The sequence below is a fragment of the Mesorhizobium sp. P2_H9 genome (assembly GCF_056403215.1).
Map to the genome: position 1 here is coordinate 45510 of NZ_JBFUFX010000017.1, position 20227 is coordinate 65736.

The following is a 20227-nucleotide window of genomic DNA, read 5'->3' on the forward strand; positions in this document are numbered from 1 at the left end:
TTTTGCCGCCCGATCCAGCCGCCGCAGGCAGCCGGCTTTGACGACCGCGCCGCACAAATGCCCGATTGATGTGAGGATCACAAGTTCAGGAAGTTTCCGGTGCCGACTCTTTTCATCGTTCGCCCGCTCGTTTACCAGTGGACCTCATGCTGAGCCGACCCAAATCGACCATTGCCAAGGCCGCGCGCATCTTCGCGACGCTTGCGCTTGCCGCCGCGGTCGCCCTGTCCGGCTCGATCAATGCCTTTGCCCAGAACGTGCCGGTGGTGCGCGATGCCGAGATCGAGGCGCTGGTGCGCGACTATGCGCGGCCGATCTTCAAGGCGGCAGGCCTGGCGGGTGACGGCATCGACATCGTGCTGGTCAACGACCAGAGCTTCAACGCCTTCGTTGCCGGGCGGCGTCTGTTCATCAACACCGGCGCGCTGATGATGGCGGAAACGCCCAACGAGATCATCGGCGTCATCGCCCACGAAGCCGGCCACATCGCCGGCGGTCACCAGCAGAAATTGCGCGAGCAGCTCGAGCGCGCCAAGACGATGGCGATCATTGCCACACTGCTTGGCGCCGGCGCCATCGTTGCCGGCGCCTCCACCGGCAGCCGCGGCCTTGCCGGCGCCGGCATGGGCGTTGCGGCCGGCGGCGGCGAGATGGCGCAGCGCAGCATCCTGGCCTATCAGCGCACCGAAGAGACCACCGCCGACCGCTCGGCTATCACCTATCTCAACGCCACCGGCCAGTCCGGCATGGGCATGCTGAAGACCTTCGCCCGCTTCCAGAGCGCCCTGTCGCTATCCGGCGCGCAGGTCGACCCCTACCGGATCAGCCATCCGATGCCGCAGGAGCGCATCGCCAATCTCGAAGTGCTGGTCAAGCAGAGCCCCTATGTCGACAAGGTCGACCCGCCGGCGCTCCAGCAGCGGCACGACATGATGCGCATCAAGATCGCCGCCTATATGGGTGGCCAGGCCGCCGCGGCGCGGCTGATCCGCAAGAACCCGGGAAGCCTCGCTTCGCAATATGGCGAAGCGCAGACGGCCTATCTCTATGGCAATCTGGCCACCGCGCTCGCCAGGACCAATGCGCTGATCAAGACACAGCCGAAAAACGCTTATTTCCAGGAATTGCGCGGCGACATCCTGATGAAGGCGAACAAGCCGAAGGACGCGGCGGAAGCCTATGCCAAGGCGGTCAGCCTCGATCCGGCAAGATCGGGACTGCTGCCGGTCTCGCTCGGCCAGGCGCTGATGGCCGTCGGCACTCCTGATTCTCTGAAGAAGGCGGTGGTGCAGATCAACAATGGCATCGGGCGCGACAAGGAAAACGCCGAAGGCTACCGTTATCTGGCGCAGGCATATGGCGAGCTTGGCAACATTGCAGCGGCCGAACTGGCGACAGCCGAAGGTCATTTCTATTCTGGCGACTACAAAAATGCGAAAATCTTCGCCATGCGCGCACAGCAGACTATGAAGCGCGGCGAGCCGGGCTGGCTTCGCGCCCAGGATATAATAAACTACGCGCCATCAGGCAAAATCAAAAAATGAACCTTCCGGCGGCATGCGGCGACAAAAGCGGACGGAACAGGCTAGAGGATAAGGGATGATGAACAAGGCAATTCTGCTTGGCACGACTGGAGTGGCGGCCGCTCTTGCCATGCTGGCTTTCGGGTTCGTCGCTGGAAGTCCGCAGGCTGCAAAGGCCGGGACGACGGCGCAAGTCGTGCAGGTAGCGTCCTCGGACACCAAGGTCGACCGCACCGAAATCGAAGGCATCATCCGCGACTATCTGTTGAAGAACCCTGAGGTTCTGCTCGAGGTGCAGGATGCGCTCGAGGCCAAGCAGAAGGAAGAGCAGCGCATCGCCGCCCTCGGCGTCATCACCAAGGCCAAGAGCGAGATCTTCAACTCCAGCTTCGACGGCGTTGTCGGCAATCCGAACGGCAAGGTCACCATTGTCGAGTTCTACGACTACAATTGCGGCTTCTGCAAACGCGCCATTGAGGACATGCGGGCATTGACGAAAGCCGATCCGGATCTGCGTTTCGTGCTCAAGGAATTCCCGATCCTCGGCCCGGATTCGCAAAAGGCCAGCGTCGTCTCGATGGCTTTCCATCTGATGATGCCGGAGAAATACGGCGAGTTCCACAACGCGCTGCTTGGCGGCCAGGGCCGCGCCACCGAGGCTGCGGCCATCAAGGTGGCACTGTCGCTCGGCGCCGATGAGGCAAAGCTGCGCGAAAAAATGAAGGACCCGAGCATCACCGAGACCTTCTCCAAGACCTATGACCTTGCCAACAAGCTGGCCATCACCGGAACGCCGTCCTATGTGGTCGGCAACGAGGTGGTGTTCGGTGCGCTTGGCCAGCAAGTGCTGGCGGAAAAGATCGAAGCGGCGAAGGCCGCGCTCTGATCGGCCGGTGATTTGGCGGGCCGGCGGATTTTCGGCTGTTGTGGACAGCAAAAGAACGCGCTTGCGCTCTTTTCGCAGGCGTCTATGCCCATTATAGAGGCCCAGTGCGCCGGCTTGCCGCCGGCACCGGGAAAGGTCGGCATTTTTGAAAACTGTTTTCGTCCTGAACGGCCCCAACCTTAACGCGCTTGGCAAGCGCGAACCTGGGATCTATGGCGGCAAGACGCTTGCCGCCATCGCCGACGATTGCAAGCAGGCAGGTGCGGCCCTTGGGCTCGAGATCGATTTCCGCCAGTCGAACCATGAGGGCGACCTCGTCGACTGGATCCAGGAAGCTGGCGACAAGGCCGCCGGCATCGTCATCAATCCGGGTGCCTACAGCCACACCTCGATCGCCATTCACGACGCCATCCGCGCCATTGCGCCGCTGCCCGTCGCCGAAGTTCATCTTTCCAACATCCACGCGCGGGAATCGTTCCGCCACGTCTCCATGGTCGCGCCGGTCTCTGTCGGCATGATCTGCGGGTTCGGGCCGCTCGGCTACACTCTGGCGCTGCAGGCGCTGGCGGCACGCCTATGACCGGCCAACAAACAGAAGGCTCGAAAATGTCGATAAAGAAGACCGGTGTTGACCAGCAGCTCATCCGCGATCTGGCGGGCATACTGAACGACACCAACCTCACCGAGATCGAGGTCGAACTGGGCGACCTCAAGGTGCGCGTATCGCGCCAGGCACCGGCCGTTCATGCGATTGCAGCACCGCAGCCGAGCTATGCGCCGGCGGCAGCGCTGCCTGCCACGGCTGCCGCGCCGGCAGCCGTCGACGTGTCCAAGAACGCGGTGCCGTCACCCATGGTCGGCACCGCTTATCTGGCGCCGTCGCCCGACGCCAAGGCATTCATCGAGATCGGCACGAAGGTCAAGGAAGGCCAGACGCTGCTGATCATCGAGGCGATGAAGACCATGAACCAGATCCCCTCGCCGCGCGCCGGCACGGTGACGGCGATCCTGTTCGAGGACGGTCAGCCGGTCGAGTACGGCATGCCGCTCGTCGTGATCGAGTAAAACAGGAATGTTTCAGAAAATCCTCATCGCCAATCGCGGCGAAATTGCTCTGAGAGTGCTGCGCGCCTGCAAGGAGCTCGGCATCCAGACCGTGGTGGTGCATTCGACCGCCGACGCCGACGCCATGCATGTGCGGCTTGCCGACGAGAGTGTCTGCATCGGCCCGCCGCCATCGCGTGACAGCTATCTCAACATCCACCAGATCGTCGCCGCCTGCGAGATCACCGGCGCCGATGCGGTGCACCCGGGCTACGGCTTCCTGTCGGAAAACGCCAAGTTCGCCGACATCCTGGCCGCCCACAACATCACCTTCATCGGCCCGTCCGGCGACCATATCCGCATCATGGGCGACAAGATCGAGGCCAAGCGCACCGCAAAGCGCCTCGGCATCCCGGTGGTGCCCGGTTCGGACGGCGCGGTCACCGATCAAAAGGAAGCCAGGCGCATTGCCGCTGAGATCGGCTATCCCGTGATCATCAAGGCATCGGCCGGCGGTGGCGGGCGCGGTATGAAGGTCGCGCTTACCGAGGCCGACCTTGAGATCGCCTTGCAGACAGCGAGCACGGAAGCCGGTGCGGCCTTCGGCGACGACGCCGTCTACATCGAAAAATATCTGGAAAAGCCGCGCCACATCGAGGTGCAGGTGTTCGGCGACGGCGCTGGCCGCGGCGTGCATTTCGGCGAGCGCGACTGTTCGCTGCAACGCCGCCACCAGAAGGTCTGGGAAGAGGCGCCCTCGCCGGCCCTCAACGCCGAGGAGCGCGCCCGCATCGGCGGTATCTGCGCCAAGGCCATCGCCGACCTCGGCTACTCGGGCGCCGGCACCATCGAATTCCTCTACGAGAACGGCGAGTTCTACTTCATCGAAATGAACACCCGCCTGCAGGTCGAGCATCCGGTGACGGAAGCGATCACCGGCATCGATCTCGTGCACGAGCAGATCCGTGTCGCCTCCGGTGGCGGGCTTTCGGTGCGCCAGGAGGACATCAAGTTCAACGGCCACGCCATCGAATGCCGCATCAACGCCGAGGATCCGCGCACCTTCACGCCCTCGCCCGGCACCATCACCCATTTCCACACGCCAGGCGGCCTCGGCATTCGCGTCGATTCCGGCGTCTATTCCGGCTACAAGATCCCGCCCTACTACGACAGCCTGATCGGCAAGCTGATCGTGCATGGCCGCAACCGCGTCGAATGCATGATGCGGTTGCGCCGCGCGCTCGACGAATTCGTCGTCGACGGCATCAAGACGACGCTGCCGCTGTTCCGCGATCTCGTCGGCAACGCCGACATCGCCAATGGCGACTACGACATCCACTGGCTGGAAAAATACCTGGCCAAGGAAGAATAGCCACGACTTGCCGCTATGATGACGCGATGACCCGTCCCTACGCGCCCGGCTATCGCATCCCGACAGACCTTTTGCTCAAGGCCTATGCTTCGGGCGTCTTCCCGATGGCCGAAAGCGCCACCGACCCGGAAGTGTTCTGGGTGCGGCCGGAGACGCGCGGCATCATTCCGCTCGACGGCTTTCACGCCCCGAAGAGCCTGAGAAAGACGATCCGTAAGAACCCGTTCGACATCCGTTTCGATTTCGATTTCGAGGCGACGATCGATGGCTGCGCCGAACGGCGCGAGGAGCGCCGTTCCACCTGGATCAACGCGCCGATCCGCGAAGCCTACGTGCAACTGCACCGGCTCGGCCATTGTCATTCGGTAGAGGCGTGGCGCGAGGAGCGGCTGGTCGGCGGTCTCTACGGCGTGTCGCTCGGCCGCGTGTTCTTCGGCGAGAGCATGTTCGCCAGGGAGACCGACGCATCGAAGACCTGCCTGTTTTATCTCGTCGAGCGATTGAAGGCGCGCGGCTTCGCGCTGCTTGACACCCAGTTCACCACCGAACACCTCAAGCGCTTCGGCGCGGTCGACGTGCCGCGTGGCAAATACGAAAAGATGCTGGCCGACGCGCTGAAGGGTGAAGCCGTCTTTTTTCCCTGACGACCCGACTTTTCAACCTTTCGCGGCGGTCTCCATCGGCGTCTGCGAGTGGAACATCATCTTCCAGCCATTGACGCGGTGGACATAGCCGGTGCTGACCAGCGCCGCGTATGGCTCGCCGTTTTCCCGGATGGCGCTGGCCTCGTAAGTCAGCATGATGATGTCGCTGCCCGGCTCGATGATCCCCTTGAGGTCCATCTTCAGATTGCGCCAACGGTTCGGCTTGGTCGCGGTCTTGGCCAGGTCGGCATTGTCCATGGCTTGCGCCATTTTAGGGAATGCGACGAGGCATTCGGTGTCGACATTGGCCTCATAATAGGCGGCATCGCCGGTCCAGAACCCCTTTTCGAGCTCGAGCAGGTCTTTCTTGCTGGCAGTAATCCGCTTGCTGTCTGACATCGGGAAATCCTCCGGCGCATCGATGCGCGGTCTCCTTCCCTAACGTATGGCCAGCCGGGCGGTTCCCCTATCGACTGGTATTGGGGATCAGTTCGCGTCGGTGCTGTCGGGGTCGGTCGCTTCCGGAGCAGCCGCAGCCTTCGGCTTGGACGTATCGACCTTCGGTGTGCCGGCCTTGGCTGCATCGGGCGGCGGCACGTCCGACTTCTGCTTGCAGCCCTTCAGCCAGACGTCATAGACGGCGTGCTCGACCGCGTTGAGGCCCGGGCTTTCGGCAAACATCCAGCCGGTGAAGATGCGGCGGATCTTGCGATCCAGCGTGATCTCGTCGACCTCGACAAAGGAATCGGTCTTCGGCTCTTCGGTTTCCGGCCGCGAATAGCAGATGCGCGGCGTCACCTGCAAAGCGCCGAACTGCACCGTCTCGTCGATATAGACATCGAAGGTGATGATGCGGCCGGTGATCTTGTCGATGCCGGCGAATTCGGCGACGGGATTGGTGATGCGATCGGACGCCGCGGGCGCCTCCGGCGTCTGCGCAGCGGCGAAAGCCGCCGTGCATGCGGCAACACTTACGGCCGCCGCCGTCAGTCCACCCATCGCGATTCGGCTGAAAATGCTCATCTGGGAATACCGGTGGTTTGCGCCCGGGTGATTCTCGCACCCAAGGCTAGTCGCCGCTGTCATATCAGCAAGCAGCTAAACGCCAATTGTGGCGACAAAAGACCGGCAGCCGGTCAAGAACCGGGCGTCCAGGCGTCGTAGTCGCCGGTCACCTGCGGCCGGTGCTGATTGGTCAGCACCGAGCCCTTCGGGCGATAGGCAGCAGCACTTCCCGTGAGGTTCGGTTCGTGCGCCTTTTGCCAGTCGCGCGGCCGGTAGTCGTCGCTCGGCGGCGCCACATCGACGCGGTGATGCATCCAGCCGTGCCAGCCCGGCGGTATAGCCGAAGCTTCCGAGTAGTTGCGGTAAATCACCCAACGACGGGTGCGGCCTTCCGAATCGGTGCCGCCCTCATAGTAGGTGTTGCCGGTCTCGTCCTGTCCGACCTTCGTGCCGTAGCGCCAAGTATGCAGGCGCGTTCCCAGCGTCTGGCCGTTCCACCAGGTGAAAAATTGCGAAAGGAAAGTTTTCATCCAGATCCTCGCGGGCGGCAGCTGCGGCGCCCGTTCCCTGCTTATGGCGTCAGCCCATCGCGAAGGCAAGAGTTTTGCCACGGTTGCGGCACTAGGTCGTCTAGGGAAGCCACCAACGTCACGCTTGCCAAGCCCCCATCGTCTTTCTAAAGCTCTGCGCGCCCTGTACGGGTATCCGGCCTGATTGCCGGTCGAGGGAGGTGACGATTGGCCCCACACGCATCCGACCCTGATGTCCGGATCAGCGCCGATGCCATTCGTCGTCGCAAGGGCGGCGTGCCGATCGTCTGCCTGACCGCCTATACCTATCCTGTCGCCCGGCTGCTCGACGACCACGTCGACCTGCTTCTGGTCGGCGACAGCGTCGCCATGGTCCTGCATGGCCACAAGACCACGCTCGGTGCCTCGCTGGAGATGATGATCGCCCATGGGCAAGCGGTGATGCGCGGTTCCGCCAAAGCCTGCGTGGTGGTCGACATGCCGGCCGGCAGCTACGAGGCCTCTGCGGCGCAGGCCGTTGCCTCGGCCCGGCGCATCGTCGATGAAACCGGCTGCCAGGCCGTCAAGCTGGAGGGCGGCGTCGACATGGCCGCGCAGATCGCGGCAATCGTCGCTGCCGGCATTCCGGTGATGGGGCATATCGGCCTGCTGCCGCAATCGGTGGAAAAGGATGGCGGCTACAGGATCAAGGGCCGTAGCGAGGAGAATGTGGCGGCGCTTTATCGCGACGCCGACGCGGTCGAAAAGGCCGGCGCCTTTTCTGTCGTCATCGAAGGCACGGTCGAAACCGTCGCCGCCGAGCTTACCCGGCGCATTGCCATCCCGACCATCGGCATCGGCGCCAGCGGCGACTGCGACGGCCAGATTCTGGTCATCGACGACATGGTCGGCCTGACCGTCGACCGCGTGCCGAAATTCGTCAAGCAATATGCCGACTTGCGCAGCGTCGTCGCGGGTGCGGCCGCGCGCTACGCCGCCGAGGTGCGAGACCGGAGCTTTCCCGGTCCGGATCACGTCTTTTCAGCCAGCAAGGACAAGACATGAGCCGGCCAATCGTCGTCGACAGCATCGCGGCGCTTCGCGCGCAAATTCTGGACTGGCGGCGCGATGGCCTGAGCGTTGCCATGGTGCCGACCATGGGCGCGCTGCATGACGGCCATATCTCGCTGGTCCGGATAGCGCTCGAAAGAGCCGATCGCTGCGTCGTCTCGATCTTCGTCAATCCGACACAGTTCGCGCCGACCGAAGACCTCGACAAATACCCGCGCCAGCTTGCCAACGATCTCGACCGGCTGGCGCAAGCCGGCGCACATCTTGCCTTCACGCCGACTGTTTCCGAGATGTACCCGGCCGGCTTTACCACAAAGATTTCGGTTGGCGGCCCGTCTTCCGGACTGGAATCTGATTTCAGGCCGACCTTCTTCGATGGCGTCGCCACGGTCGTGGCAAAACTCTTTCTGCAAGCATCTCCCGACCAGGCGATCTTCGGCGAGAAGGACTACCAGCAGCTCTGCGTCGTTAGGCGGCTGTGCCGCGATCTCGACCTGCCAGTTGAAGTCATCGGCGCGCCGACGGTGCGCGACGCGCACGGCCTCGCCATGTCGTCGCGCAACGCCTATCTGGGCGCCGCCGAGCTTGAGATTGCACGCAAGCTCAACGCCATCCTGTACAGATCGGCGGCAGCGCTTGCAGCCGGCGCCGACGAAACCAGCGTGACCGGCCAGGCCAGCAGCGCTCTTCTCAGCGCCGGTTTCCGCAGCGTCGACTATGTCGCGGCGCGCGCCAGCCTAACGCTTGGCCCGTGGCGGCGAAACCACGACGGGCGCCTGCTCGCCGCCGCCTGGCTCGGCAAGACCAGGCTGATCGACAATGTGGAAGTTCCCTCCACCTAGCGCGCAGGGCCACAACCATCTGCGCTACTCTGGGATGTAGCGCCAAGCACCAGATGCAGATCTACGCTGCACGGTGATGCAGCTTGGACACAACCACAAGCGATGTGAACCAATTCACATACATCAATAGGTCGAAAAGGTTGTGTGCGACATTCCGCAAAATTATTGTGGAACCTGGCACAGAGTCACTCCTGTTGTGGCAAAAGAGGACCAATGTCTCCCCTGGCAAATACGATCGGTCGCACACTGCCGCAGGTCGTCGAGGCAATTTACGATTCGATTGCCGACATTGACCGCTGGCAAGCGACACTCGATGCCATCTGCAGAATGGCAATCGGCCAGCTTGCCATGCTTGGGGTCGTCGATACGGTCAGCAACGCGGCCCGATTTTCGGTTTCATGCGGCGATCCAGCCATACTCGAACCGCTGCAGCGCGACTACGGAGCCGCGGTGCCCTTCTCCACGGCCTTGCCGAAGATGGACATCGACACCCCCTTCACGGTCGATTCCATCTATGCGCTGCAAGGTCCGGGCGCGCGGCAGACCTGGCTCGACAGCCGCATCGTGCGCGAATGGGTGGAGCCCAACCGGCTCGACGATTTCTTCTGGGTGGCGCTGATCAAGCGGCCAACCCGGGTCGGCACGCTGATGGTGGTGACGGACAAGGACAGGCGCCAGATTTCGAGCCAGGACCTCGAGCTGATTTCCCAGCTTGCGCCCCATGTTCGCCGCGCCGTGACCATCGGCGACCTGTTCGAGGCCGAACGGCGCAAGGCCGAGATTTTCAGCTCGATCATCGAGGACCTCGACCATCCGGTGCTGATCGTTGCCGACGACATGCAGATTCTTTTCGCCAATCCGGCGGCCGAAGCGCTGCTGAGCGAGAACATTTCGGTGTCTTCGGCGCGCGGCCAACTCTCGTTCAGCTATTCCGACGCCAATGCCGCGATCGGCCTTGCCGTCGAACTCGGCACGCGCGACGAATTCGCGCTCGGACCTTCCGGCATCAACATTCCCCTGGTCAGAGCCGCCGTTCCGGCGGTGGCGCATGTCATGCCATTGGCGCGGCGTGAAATTTCGGCACGCGTGTCGCAGCGCGCCGCCGCCGCCATCTTCATCGCCGCCGCCGGCTCGACACCGATGCCGGCGCTGGATGCGATCGCGGCACTGTTCGGGCTGACCGCAGCCGAAAAACGCGTCGCCGGCCATGTCGCCGCCGGCCTGACACGCCGTGAGATTGCCGCCACGAGCGGCGTCTCGGACGGCACCGTCAAGTCGCAACTGGCGACCATCTTCGACAAGACCGGCGCCAGCGACCAGCGCGGGCTGGAACTCCTGATGAGAGAACTATCACCGCCGCTGCGCTCGAGCTGAAACTGCGCCGGGCCGCGGAGCCTATTCCTCGGTTGGCATGTGCAGATACATCGACTGAATGCCGACCCGGCCCGGTCCGGTGAAGCGATTGACGATGAAATTCATGTTGGCGCCGAAAAACCCACTGGAAAGCCGGTCGATCTTGGTCTCCATCTTCACCGACACGTCCTTGAACAGCCAGCCGCCGGGCTCGATGTCGATGGTTTCGCCGGCGCCGAGCGTTTTCTCGAAGACGTTGCCATAGCCGTGCAGCCAGACGATGCCGTCGCCGGAATCGCCACGAAACCGGTCGATGAAGAAGCCGCTCTGGCCAAACAGCATCGTCGCCAGGCCGCGCACGCGTTCGAACGTGTAGTCGACATTGCCGGTCGCCGCGAGGAACTGGTGCTCGCGCACCTGGATTTCCTCGCCGTGCCGCAGATGAATCGGCACTATATGGCCAGGCCCGTCGCGGCTGAAGGCGATGATCCCCGCCCCCGACGCTTCGGTGACAAAAATCTGCATGCCGGCCATCATCCGCTTCAGCGCGCCTTTGAGCGACTTCAGACCGATCGTGATGGTGGAGTTCTTCCACAGCAGAATGTGATGCTCGAAATAGACCGGCATTTGCGTCACATCGACCGAAAGCACCGGCACCAGTTCGCCCGCAATATGATAGGTGACGCCACCAAAGGTTTCGTCCGACACTTCTGTCGGCATCAGTTCCGGCAAGCTTGGCATGAAATCCCCCTCGCGCCGTCGCGTCCCATCTCGTCATGCGGGTACGGATCGGCGAAGGCAGCCTTCATCGTCCAGGGGACGCAATCAAATCAAAAACACGCGATGGCCCGAGCGATCCGGAAGCCTATCCGATGGCCTTCTCGAGGATCAGCGCCGGCAGCCCGGAACTGCCGCCGCAATCGGCCGTCTTGCCAGCGGGCAGAAATCCTTGCGAACGATAGAAGGCGATGGCCGCTGCGTTTGCTTCTTCCACCTCAAGGCGCAGCTTTTGCGCCTCCGGAAAGCTGGCCTCGACCTCTTCCAGCAATGCTTGGCCAATGCCTTGCCGCTGGCAGTCGGGACGGACATAGAGCTGGTTCAACAGGACGATCTTCGTATCCGTGGTGGCAGCCGCAAAGGCCATTCCGCCAACGCGCTTGCCGTCGTCAGCCACCAGGAATTCGGAATTCGGCCGGACCAGCCGCGCCTTGAGCGCGGCGATCGAATGCCATTCATCGGTGATTTCGGTGACCCTGGCGGCACCGTAGATCACATCGTAAGTGGCGTGCCATGTCTCGACCAGCAGCGTGCGGATGGCCGCAAGATCGCGTTCCCCGGCGGTGCGGACGAACATCACCCTACTCGATGCCGAGCTTGGCCTTGACCAGATCGTTGACCGCCTGCGGGTTGGCCTTGCCGCCGGTCGCCTTCATCACCTGGCCGACGAACCAGCCGGCCATGGTCGGCTTGGCGCGCGCCTGCTCAACCTTGTCGGGATTGGCGGCGATAACCTCGTCGACAGCCTTCTCGATGGCGCCGGTATCGGTGACCTGCTTCATCCCCCGGCTTTCAACCAGCTGGCGCGGGTCGCCGCCCTCGTTCCAGACGATTTCGAACAGGTCCTTGGCGATCTTGCCGGAAATGGTGCCTTCTTTGATCAGGTCGATGACGGCACCGAGCTGATCGGGTGTGACAGGAGCATTTTCAATGTCCTTGCCGGCCTTGTTCAGCTGGCCGAGCAGATCGTTGATGACCCAGTTGGCGGCAAGCTTGCCGTCGCGACCTGCAGCGACTTTCTCGAAATAATCAGCGATCGGCTTTTCCGACACCAGGATCGAGGCATCGTAGACCGACAGGCCGAGCGAAGAGATCAGCCGTGCCTTCTTGTCGTCGGGAAGTTCGGGCAGGTTTTTCGCCAGCGCATCGACATAGGCCTGGTCGAATTCCAGCGGCAAAAGGTCGGGATCCGGGAAATAGCGGTAGTCATGCGCCTCTTCCTTGGAACGCATGGAGCGCGTCTCGCCCTTGACGGCATCGAACAGCCGCGTTTCCTGGTCGATCTTGCCGCCATCCTCGAGAATGGCGATCTGCCGGCGCGCCTCGTATTCGATCGCCTGGCCGATGAAGCGGATCGAGTTGACGTTCTTGATCTCGCAGCGCGTGCCGAATTCACCGCCGGGCTTGCGCACCGAGACATTGACGTCGGCGCGCATCGAGCCTTCGTCCATATTGCCGTCACAGGTGCCGAGATAGCGCACGATGGTGCGCAGCTTGGTCACATAGGCCTTGGCCTCATCGGCCGAGCGCATGTCGGGCTTCGACACGATCTCCATCAGCGCCACGCCGGAGCGGTTGAGATCGACATAGGACATGGTCGGATGCTGGTCGTGCATCGACTTGCCGGCATCCTGCTCCAGATGCAGGCGCTCGATACCGACCTCGATGTCCTCGAACTCGCCCTGCCGGTCCGGCCCGACGGAGACGATGACCGTGCCCTCGCCGACGATCGGCTGCTTGAACTGCGAGATCTGATAGCCCTGCGGCAGATCGGGATAGAAGTAGTTTTTCCGGTCGAACACCGACTTGTGGTTGATCTGCGCCTTCAGCCCAAGGCCGGTGCGGATCGCCTGCTTGACGCATTCCTCATTGATGACGGGCAGCATGCCCGGCATTGCCGCGTCGACCAGGCTGACATTGGCGTTGGGCGCGGCACCGAAGGCCGTCGAGGCGCCCGAAAACAGCTTAGCCTCGGAAGTGACCTGCGCGTGCACTTCGAGGCCGATGATGATCTCCCAGTCGCCTGTGGCGCCCGGGATCAGGCGTTTGGCGTCGGGCGTGCGGGTATCGATGAGGGTCATGGCGGCCTGCGAATTGGAACTACGGCATATGCGCGAGCGCATATTTGGTGTGCAACTTCGCTAGTGCAAACCGCCAAAAGAGACAAGCGCCCAAAACATAGACGCAAGGCCGCAGGCCGGCCTTTTCAGCCGCTTGCCTCGAATTCTGGTTTCTCTCGCTCAAGCCGTGGCGATATAGGCCCGGATCTCGTCGGCCTCGCGCTCGACATCCTCGATGCGACGCTTGACCACGTCTCCGATGGAGATGATGCCGTCGAGCAACCCGTTCTTTTCAACCGGCAGATGGCGGAAACGGCCCTTGGTCATGATCTCCATGACCTCATTGACGGTGTGGTTCTCGTTGCAGATCTTCACCTTCGGCGTCATTGCCGAGCGCACGGCGATATCGAGGGCGGCAGCACCTTCCTTGGCGACGACCCGCACGATGTCGCGCTCGGAAAGAATGCCGACGATCTTGTGATCGCCATTGGTGATGACCAGCGCACCGATCTTGTGGTCGGCGAGCATACGAATGGCCTCGCTCAGCTTTTCGTTTGGCCCGAGCGTCAACACGTCGTGGCCTTTTTTCTCGAGAATTGCCTTAACGGTCATGGCGTCCTCCTCAATTTTTTGCTCGCCGGTTCCTGCCCTGACCGGCTTTCACGTTCTGGTGAACATCGTGCGCCGTGATCGGTCGCATTTCAAGTGCGATGGTCACTGCTCGTGCTCGTGAACCTCCTGCTGTCGCCGATCGAAAAGACGTAGACCGAAGAAGCCGGCGACAAAGCCGCCAATATGCGCTTCCCAGGCGATCTGGCTGTCGACGCCGGGGGCGCCGAACAGGCCGGTGGCGAGATTGATGATCATCCACATGGCGAGGAAGGTCATGACGCTGCGCGAGCGCAGCACCGCTGATATCGACAGCGGCGCGCCGGCAAAGGCGGCTTTGCCGGATGAACGGTCGATGCTGAAGCCAAAGCGCGCGGCAGCACCCATCATGCCTGAAATCGCGCCCGAGGCGCCGACCAGCGGCGCCTGGCCAAGCGGATGCACAGCCCAGAACAGCAGCACCGCCGCCAATCCGGTGGCGGCGAAGAACAGCGAAAACCAAAGCGTGCCAAAACGGTTCGCCAGCGGTGAGCCGAAAGCCGCCAGCCACACCATGTTGATGCCCAGATGCGCAAAACCGCCATGCAGGAAAGCATAGGTGAATGGGCTCGAAAACGCATAGAAATCAAGGTCGAACTGGCCGGAATAGCGGATCGGAATGAAGGCCGCCCGCACAATCAGCGCATAGTCCTGCTCGTCGGTGAGCCCATAGTAGCGGATCAGGTGGACGACGACGCAGATGCCGATCACGGCCAGCACCACGGGCGGCAGGTTGAACACCGGCTCGCGGCGCGGCTCCGGAGCAGGTTCCGCCAGCTCGATTTCCGATGGGCTTACAGGTTCGCTCATACGCCTTGCACTCAGTTCGGGGATTGGACGTCGCGAGCTTTAGAGCAAGGAGGCTCAACTTGGAACAATTCAGTTTCCCGGGAGCCAATGCCCGGCAGGGGTCGCCGGTCATTTGCTAAAAACCAGGCAGGCAACAAGGCGGAAATGCTCCCGGAGTTGAAAAACTCGCAACCAGAGTTCTCGGAAGCGATGGAGCCGCTCCCTAATATGCGGCCGACCGATGGTCGTCGATGCCAATGGCATCGTCTACTCGCCGGATTACGATGCCGGGCTGGCGATCATGGAGTATGAGAGAAGCGATTCCCGTCCACTCCCTTACGCCGTTTGGCCAGAGAAACCCTGGCCGAACCCTTCCCCAACCTGTAACCGGCTGAAGCCACTTGTCCCTCCCCACCTCCTCCATCGCCATCTCGGTTGCCGGGATCGAAAAATCCTTTGGGCCGACGCGCGCGCTCGCCGGGGCCGACCTTGCCGTGGCGGCTGGCGAAGTCGTGGCGCTGATGGGCGCCAATGGCGCAGGCAAATCGACACTGGTGAAAATCCTTTCGGGGTCGCATGCGCCCGATGCCGGGACGATCACGCTGAACGGCAGGGCCGCCACCTTCGCCTCGCCGAGCGCCGCCAAGGCAGCCGGCATCGCCACCGTGCACCAGGCGACCGACCAGGCGGGTGCTGCCGGCCTGACAGTTGCCGAGAACCTTTTGCTCGATGAACTGTGCGGCAGTAGCGGGCGCTTCCTCGTCTCAAACAGGTCGATCCGCAAGCGCGCCAACGAGATCGCGGCGCTGATCGACCTCGACCTGCCGCTCGACCGCGACTTTGCCGATTTGCGCCCGGCGGAACGCCAATTGATCGCCATCGCCCGCGCTGTCGCGGCCAAGGCCTCCGTCCTGGTCCTCGACGAGCCGACATCGAGCCTGTCGACCACGGAAGCTGACCGGCTGTTCGCCATCATCGGCCGGCTGCGCTCGACCGGCATGGCAATCCTCTACATCTCGCATCGGCTTGGCGACCTTGCCGCGATCGCCGACCGCGCCGTCGTCATGCGCGGCGGCCGCATCGTCGGTGCCTTTGCCAGGCCGATCGATTTCCCGGCGGCTGTAGCCGCCATGATTGGCCGGACACCGGAAGCCGTCGTCCACGACGGGAAGAGCTCGACCGCGCCGGTCATCGCGTCCATCAAGGGCGCACAACTGATTGCCGGTGCGCGACCCTTTTACCTCGAGCTCCGCTCCGGCGAAGTCGTGGCCATCACCGGCACCCTCGGTTCGGGCAAGAGCCGGCTGCTGCGGGCGCTGTTCGGCCTCGAAAAATTGGCGCAAGGCAGCGTCGTGCTCGACGGCAGGCCGTGGCTTTCGAGCGGGCCGGCTCAATCGATCGAAAGCGGCGTGTTCATGGTCGCCGAGGATCGCTGGCAATCGTCGCTGCTGCCGCCCGAAATTCCCGGCGCCTCGATTGCCGGCACCATCGCCCTGCCGCATCTGAAGCGCTGGTTTCCAGGCGGGCTGCTGCGAGAGAAGCGGGAGCGCAAGGTTGCGACCGAGGCCATTGCCCGGCTCGGCATCAAGGCGCGCGGCCCCGACGACACGATTGACGAGCTTTCCGGCGGCAACCAGCAGAAGGTCGTGCTCGCCCGCTGGCAGGCGGCACCGTGCCGGCTGCTGCTGCTCGACGAGCCGTTCCAGGGCGTCGATGTCGGCGCTCGCGCCGATCTGATCGCCGCGATACGCAGCAGCCAGAGCGGTTCGGCCACGCTGATCGCCACCAGCGACACCGAAGAGGCGCTGGAAGTTGGGGACCGCATCCTCGTCATGCGCAACCATTCACTTCATGAGGCCGCAGACGGCCATGGCTCGCTGACCGACCAGATCGGCAAGGTCGAGAGCGAAGAAGCCGGAGACCATCGATGACCGACCAGACGACAGCGCAGGCCGCGCCGCGCGCATCGCTTTCCGCGAGATACGCCGCTATGCCCTCTTCGTGCTGCTGGCCCTGCTGGTCGTCGGCTTCTGGCATGTGCAGCCCGCCTTCATCCGCTCGGCCAATCTGTTCTCGATCCTGCAGGCGGTTTCTGTGGTGGCGATCCTCGGCGTCGGGGTTTCGATCACCATGGCGGCAGACGGCTTCGATCTTTCGGTTGGCAGCATCGCCGCATCGTCGGTGATGGCGGCAAGCTATGCCATGGTCGTCTGGCAATTGAACGCGACCGAGACCATGGTGCTGGTCTTGTTGATGGGCGCCTTCATCGGCCTCGCCAACGGGCTGTTGATCGTGCGCGTCGGCGTCCCCGATCTTCTCGCCACGCTGGCGACAATGTTCCTGCTCGCCGGCGTGCAACTGATCCCGACCGGTGGCCGCTCGATCACCGCCGGCATGGTGCTTCCCGACGGCTCATCGGCTCCTGGTGCGTACGATCCGGCTTTCCTGGTTCTCGGCCGCTCCAGGCTCTTCGACACGATCCCCCTGTCTGTCGTGGTCATGGCCGTCGTCGCCGTTCTCGCCTGGTTCCTGATGGAACGCACGCGCTGGGGGCGCGTCTTCTACGCCATCGGCGGCAATGAAACGGCCGCGCATCTTTCCGGCGCACCGACCAAGGCATACCGGCTCTGGGCCTATGTCCTGTCAGGCACGCTGGCTTCACTGGGAGGGCTGATTGTCGCCTCGCGTGTCGGCCGCGGCGACGTGTCGGCGGGCAATTCGTTGCTGCTCGACGCAGTCGCCGCGTCGCTGATCGGCTTTGCCGTTCTCGACAAGCGCCGCCCGCATGTGATCGGCACGGTGGTCGGCGCGATTTTCGTCGGCGTGCTCCTCAATGGCCTCACCATGCTGAACGCGCCCTATTACACGCAGGACTTCGTCAAAGGCGTCGTGCTGGTCGGCGCGCTGGCGCTGACCTTCGGCCTGGGCAAGAAGCGGTAACTCGAGCAATTCCGGAAAAGTGCGTAGCGGTATTCCGCCCGGATCGCGCTCCAGCGCGGCGTCAGGCGATGACAGCACAGGGCGGCGGCATATCTTCTCATCTTGGCCTCGACGGGTTTAGACTGCAAAAAAATTCCTGACCCTTGTCGGCCAGGCCCACGCTCCGCCGTCCTTGATGAAAGGCATGCAATCGGGAGGAGAAAATGCCGGAAAAAGTCCTGGTCCTCGTCGGCACGAAAAAAGGCGCCTTCATCGCCGAGAGCGATGGCAAGCGCGGGTCATGGAAGCTGCGCGGTCCGTTCTGCGAGCACTGGCCTATGAACCATGTCGTCGGCGACCCCGCGACCGGCGCGATCTACGGCGCCGGCGGCAACGAATGGTTCGGTCCCGCGGTCTGGAAATCGAACGACTTTGGCGAAACCTGGATGCATTCCAGTGAGGGCCTGGCCTATGAGGCTGGCGAAGAACCGATCAAGGCGGTGTGGAGCCTCGCTAGGCGCAACGGCAGCCTCTACGCCGGCGTGCAGCCGGCCGGCCTGTTTCGCTCCGACGACGACGGCGCTACCTGGAGCCACATCGAGGGCCTGCAGCATCACCCCAGCCGCAAGGACTGGAACCCGGGTGGCGCCGGCCTCATCCTGCATTCCATCGTCACCCACCCCAGAGATGAGGAGCAGATCTGGGTGGGCATCTCGTCCGCAGGCGTGTTCTACACTTGGGACGGCGGCAAGACGTGGGAGCCGCGCAACCGTGGCACCCGCGCAGACTTCCTGCCTGAAGGACAAAACTATCCAGAGTTCGGCCAGTGCGTGCACTGCCTGGTGATGGCGCCCGGCAAGCCCAATCGGCTCTACCAACAGAACCATTGCGGCATGTACCGCTCCGACGACGGCGGCAAGAACTGGCAGAGCATCGAGAAGGGCCTTCCCTCGACCTTCGGCTTTCCTGCGGCCACGCATCCGCGCGACGCCGACACGCTCTTCCTTCTGCCGCTCAACGGCGACAGTGCCGGCCGCTACGTACCGAACGCGAAGGCGGCTGTCTGGAAGACTGAGGATGCGGGCGCCACATGGTTGGACGAGCGCAAGGGCCTGCCGCAGGAGAACTGCTACGCGGGTGTGCTGCGGCAGGCCATGGCGACCGATACCCTCGAGCCGGCCGGCGTCTATTTCGGCACCAGCGGCGGCTCGCTCTTCGCCAGTGCCAACGAAGGCGAAAACTGGTCGGAGATCGCCCAGCATCTGCCCACGATCCTGTCCGTCGAGGCGATGGTGGTGAGCGGGTAGGGCAAATGCCGAACGACACCGCCAGCAGCGTATCCCTCGTCGTCGCCCGGCTCCCGGGCGTGCTCATGGACCTGTTTCCCGGCGCGCCGCGCCGGGTCGAATTGCCGGCCTCGACCGTGAGGGAAATGATCGACGGGCTGGACGCTCTCTGGCCCGGCATGCGCGACCGCATGTGCGATTCCCGCCCGGCGATCCGCCGCCATATGAACGTCTTCGTCGATGGCGAGAAGGCAACCCTGGAAACCAGGCTCGCGCCCGGCACCGAGGTTTTTATCCTGACGGCGATCAGCGGCGGTTAGGCCAGAGCAATTCCAGGTAGAAAAGTAGCCCGAGCCTCCCGCCCCCCGCCGTAAGCGAGGGAGGGGAGAAAAAAAGATCAGTTGGACGGGATCCAGCTTGCCGTCGCTGCGTCACTCTGGCCGAAAGCAGGCAACTTGGCGTCGAGATCCTCGATCGTCTTGAAGCGCGCCATTGGCAAATGTCGCTGTTAGCTGGCCGCAGCGCGCCTCGATCGCGAATCATCGAGCGCGAATCAAAAAGAAGCCGTCCAAGGTTTCCCTTGAACGGCTGGTCGAGCCCCCTGCTCCCCTAAAACTCTCAACTGAAGTGCTGCCGATCGTCGCGAAACGACCGCTTCTGGAGTGGTTTTTATGTGCCACACACCCTGCCTGCGGGCAACGTAAACCACTTGTTAACCTTAACGGCCCCGACCCGTGAACAAGTGTTAACGCTGCTGGCACGCATCCTGCGAGGCACCGCATGTAGGTCATCGGAGAGCGCCCTTTCTGTTCCCCGATGGGACACCAGAAGACAGAATGCGCGGAGCTGCTAGCATGAAACAGAACGGGTCGATCACACTGTTCCAATATTGGAACAGGCTGCGTGATGGGCGCTCTGCCCCGAAGCGTTCGGAAGTAGAGCCCGCTGATATCAAATCGTTGCTGGCCGACACCTTCATCCTGGAAAGGGATACCCGAGGTGAAGCCGTGTTCCGGCTTGCCGGCACCCGGCTTTGCGCCGTCTACGGACGCGAACTCAAGGGCTTTTCCTTTCCCTCGCTGTGGCGCCAGAAGGACCAGCGGCTTGTCTCCAAGTTGTTCCATGGCGTTCTCGAGCAGAAATCCGTGGTGCTCATCACCTATGAGGGTCTCAGCCAAAACGGCCGTTCCAACCGCTTCGAACTGCTTGCCTTGCCGCTCGACGGCGGGATCGAAAATCCGCGCTGCCTGGGCGTGATCAGCGCCGTCGAAAAGCCCTTCTGGCTGGGGGCGGACCCGATCACCGACGCATTGATCGACGCGATCCGCGTCATCGATCCGGACAAGGACCCGATGTTCCTGAAAAACCGGCCGGAGATCGCCGTTCCCTCGCTTGTGCCGTCCGAATTCGACCCGCCGGAAACGATTTCGGCACTTGGCCGGGCGCGCCGCATCCGCCACCTGGTCGTGTTCGACGGCGGGCGCGAAGAATAACCCCAA

General features: G+C 63.0%; 22 protein-coding genes. 14 read left to right on the forward strand and 8 right to left on the reverse strand.

Annotated features, from left to right (window positions below):
• Window positions 1-146: 146 nt before the first annotated feature.
• The 6 genes from AC1DXN_RS26885 to aat all read left to right on the forward strand — a co-directional run bounded on the left by AC1DXN_RS26885 (window position 147) and on the right by aat (window position 5469).
• Window positions 147-1544 carry a M48 family metalloprotease gene (locus AC1DXN_RS26885; RefSeq protein WP_477277401.1) on the forward strand — a complete coding sequence of 466 codons (1398 nt, stop codon included), beginning with the start codon at window positions 147-149 and terminating at the stop codon, window positions 1542-1544.
• Window positions 1545-1602: 58 nt separating this feature from the next.
• Window positions 1603-2409, forward strand: a complete 807-nt coding sequence (locus AC1DXN_RS26890) for a DsbA family protein (RefSeq protein WP_477248992.1) — start codon at window positions 1603-1605, stop codon at window positions 2407-2409.
• Window positions 2410-2554: 145 nt separating this feature from the next.
• Window positions 2555-2989, forward strand: a complete 435-nt coding sequence (gene aroQ, locus AC1DXN_RS26895) for a type II 3-dehydroquinate dehydratase (RefSeq protein ID WP_477277399.1) — start codon at window positions 2555-2557, stop codon at window positions 2987-2989.
• A 26-nt stretch (window positions 2990-3015) separates the two neighbouring features.
• The gene (accB, locus tag AC1DXN_RS26900) at window positions 3016-3474 is read left to right on the forward strand and encodes an acetyl-CoA carboxylase biotin carboxyl carrier protein (RefSeq protein WP_477277397.1); all 459 of its coding nucleotides are present in this window, start codon (window positions 3016-3018) and stop codon (window positions 3472-3474) included.
• 7 nt (window positions 3475-3481) lie between these two features.
• Complete coding sequence (gene accC, locus AC1DXN_RS26905; protein WP_112392211.1) at window positions 3482-4825, forward strand: acetyl-CoA carboxylase biotin carboxylase subunit; 1344 nt, start codon at window positions 3482-3484, stop codon at window positions 4823-4825.
• Window positions 4826-4851: 26 nt separating this feature from the next.
• Window positions 4852-5469, forward strand: a complete 618-nt coding sequence (aat, locus tag AC1DXN_RS26910; RefSeq protein ID WP_477248997.1) for a leucyl/phenylalanyl-tRNA--protein transferase — start codon at window positions 4852-4854, stop codon at window positions 5467-5469.
• A 12-nt stretch (window positions 5470-5481) separates the two neighbouring features.
• On the opposite strand, the gene AC1DXN_RS26915 is transcribed toward aat, so the two are convergent.
• From AC1DXN_RS26915 to AC1DXN_RS26925, 3 genes are all read right to left on the reverse strand, one after another.
• The gene (locus AC1DXN_RS26915) at window positions 5482-5868 is read right to left on the reverse strand and encodes a hypothetical protein (RefSeq protein ID WP_477277395.1); all 387 of its coding nucleotides are present in this window, start codon (window positions 5866-5868) and stop codon (window positions 5482-5484) included.
• Window positions 5869-5955: 87 nt separating this feature from the next.
• On the reverse strand, window positions 5956-6492 hold the full coding sequence (locus AC1DXN_RS26920; RefSeq protein WP_477277393.1) for a DUF2155 domain-containing protein: 537 nt from the start codon (window positions 6490-6492) through the stop codon (window positions 5956-5958).
• Window positions 6493-6605: 113 nt separating this feature from the next.
• Window positions 6606-7004: an NADH:ubiquinone oxidoreductase subunit NDUFA12 gene (locus tag AC1DXN_RS26925; protein ID WP_477277391.1), complete on the reverse strand. Its 399-nt coding sequence runs from the start codon at window positions 7002-7004 to the stop codon at window positions 6606-6608.
• Between the two features lie 207 nt (window positions 7005-7211).
• Between AC1DXN_RS26925 and panB the strand changes: the two genes are divergently transcribed.
• The 3 genes from panB to AC1DXN_RS26940 all read left to right on the forward strand — a co-directional run bounded on the left by panB (window position 7212) and on the right by AC1DXN_RS26940 (window position 10270).
• Window positions 7212-8048: a 3-methyl-2-oxobutanoate hydroxymethyltransferase gene (gene panB / locus AC1DXN_RS26930; protein WP_477277389.1), complete on the forward strand. Its 837-nt coding sequence runs from the start codon at window positions 7212-7214 to the stop codon at window positions 8046-8048.
• Window positions 8045-8896 (forward strand): pantoate--beta-alanine ligase, encoded by an 852-nt coding sequence (gene panC / locus AC1DXN_RS26935; RefSeq protein ID WP_477277387.1) that lies wholly within the window; start codon window positions 8045-8047, stop codon window positions 8894-8896. Before panB ends, panC begins: the two co-directional genes overlap by 4 nt.
• 213 nt (window positions 8897-9109) lie before the next feature.
• Window positions 9110-10270 carry a helix-turn-helix transcriptional regulator gene (locus AC1DXN_RS26940; RefSeq protein ID WP_477277386.1) on the forward strand — a complete coding sequence of 387 codons (1161 nt, stop codon included), beginning with the start codon at window positions 9110-9112 and terminating at the stop codon, window positions 10268-10270.
• Between the two features lie 21 nt (window positions 10271-10291).
• Here the strand turns inward: AC1DXN_RS26940 and AC1DXN_RS26945 are convergent, their stop codons facing one another.
• From AC1DXN_RS26945 to AC1DXN_RS26965, 5 genes are all read right to left on the reverse strand, one after another.
• On the reverse strand, window positions 10292-10990 hold the full coding sequence (locus AC1DXN_RS26945) for an AIM24 family protein (protein ID WP_477277384.1): 699 nt from the start codon (window positions 10988-10990) through the stop codon (window positions 10292-10294).
• 124 nt (window positions 10991-11114) lie between these two features.
• On the reverse strand, window positions 11115-11603 hold the full coding sequence (locus AC1DXN_RS26950; RefSeq protein ID WP_477277382.1) for an N-acetyltransferase family protein: 489 nt from the start codon (window positions 11601-11603) through the stop codon (window positions 11115-11117).
• A gap of 4 nt (window positions 11604-11607) precedes the next feature.
• Entirely contained in the window at window positions 11608-13107 is a 1500-nt protein-coding gene (gene gatB, locus AC1DXN_RS26955) for an Asp-tRNA(Asn)/Glu-tRNA(Gln) amidotransferase subunit GatB (RefSeq protein WP_477277380.1), read from the reverse strand.
• A gap of 159 nt (window positions 13108-13266) precedes the next feature.
• Window positions 13267-13698 carry a CBS domain-containing protein gene (locus AC1DXN_RS26960; RefSeq protein WP_477249016.1) on the reverse strand — a complete coding sequence of 144 codons (432 nt, stop codon included), beginning with the start codon at window positions 13696-13698 and terminating at the stop codon, window positions 13267-13269.
• Between the two features lie 102 nt (window positions 13699-13800).
• Window positions 13801-14544 (reverse strand): rhomboid family intramembrane serine protease, encoded by a 744-nt coding sequence (locus AC1DXN_RS26965; protein WP_477277379.1) that lies wholly within the window; start codon window positions 14542-14544, stop codon window positions 13801-13803.
• 380 nt (window positions 14545-14924) lie between these two features.
• Between AC1DXN_RS26965 and AC1DXN_RS26970 the strand changes: the two genes are divergently transcribed.
• The 5 genes from AC1DXN_RS26970 to AC1DXN_RS26990 all read left to right on the forward strand — a co-directional run bounded on the left by AC1DXN_RS26970 (window position 14925) and on the right by AC1DXN_RS26990 (window position 20221).
• A complete protein-coding gene (locus AC1DXN_RS26970; protein ID WP_477277377.1) occupies window positions 14925-16454 on the forward strand; it encodes a sugar ABC transporter ATP-binding protein in 1530 nt (509 codons plus the stop codon).
• Window positions 16447-17463: an ABC transporter permease gene (locus AC1DXN_RS26975; protein ID WP_477277470.1), complete on the forward strand. Its 1017-nt coding sequence runs from the start codon at window positions 16447-16449 to the stop codon at window positions 17461-17463. Before AC1DXN_RS26970 ends, AC1DXN_RS26975 begins: the two co-directional genes overlap by 8 nt.
• 203 nt (window positions 17464-17666) lie before the next feature.
• Window positions 17667-18749: a WD40/YVTN/BNR-like repeat-containing protein gene (locus AC1DXN_RS26980; protein ID WP_477277375.1), complete on the forward strand. Its 1083-nt coding sequence runs from the start codon at window positions 17667-17669 to the stop codon at window positions 18747-18749.
• Window positions 18750-18754: 5 nt separating this feature from the next.
• Window positions 18755-19048, forward strand: a complete 294-nt coding sequence (locus AC1DXN_RS26985) for a MoaD/ThiS family protein (protein WP_477249022.1) — start codon at window positions 18755-18757, stop codon at window positions 19046-19048.
• Window positions 19049-19582: 534 nt separating this feature from the next.
• On the forward strand, window positions 19583-20221 hold the full coding sequence (locus AC1DXN_RS26990) for a PAS domain-containing protein (protein ID WP_477249024.1): 639 nt from the start codon (window positions 19583-19585) through the stop codon (window positions 20219-20221).
• Window positions 20222-20227 lie beyond the last annotated feature (6 nt).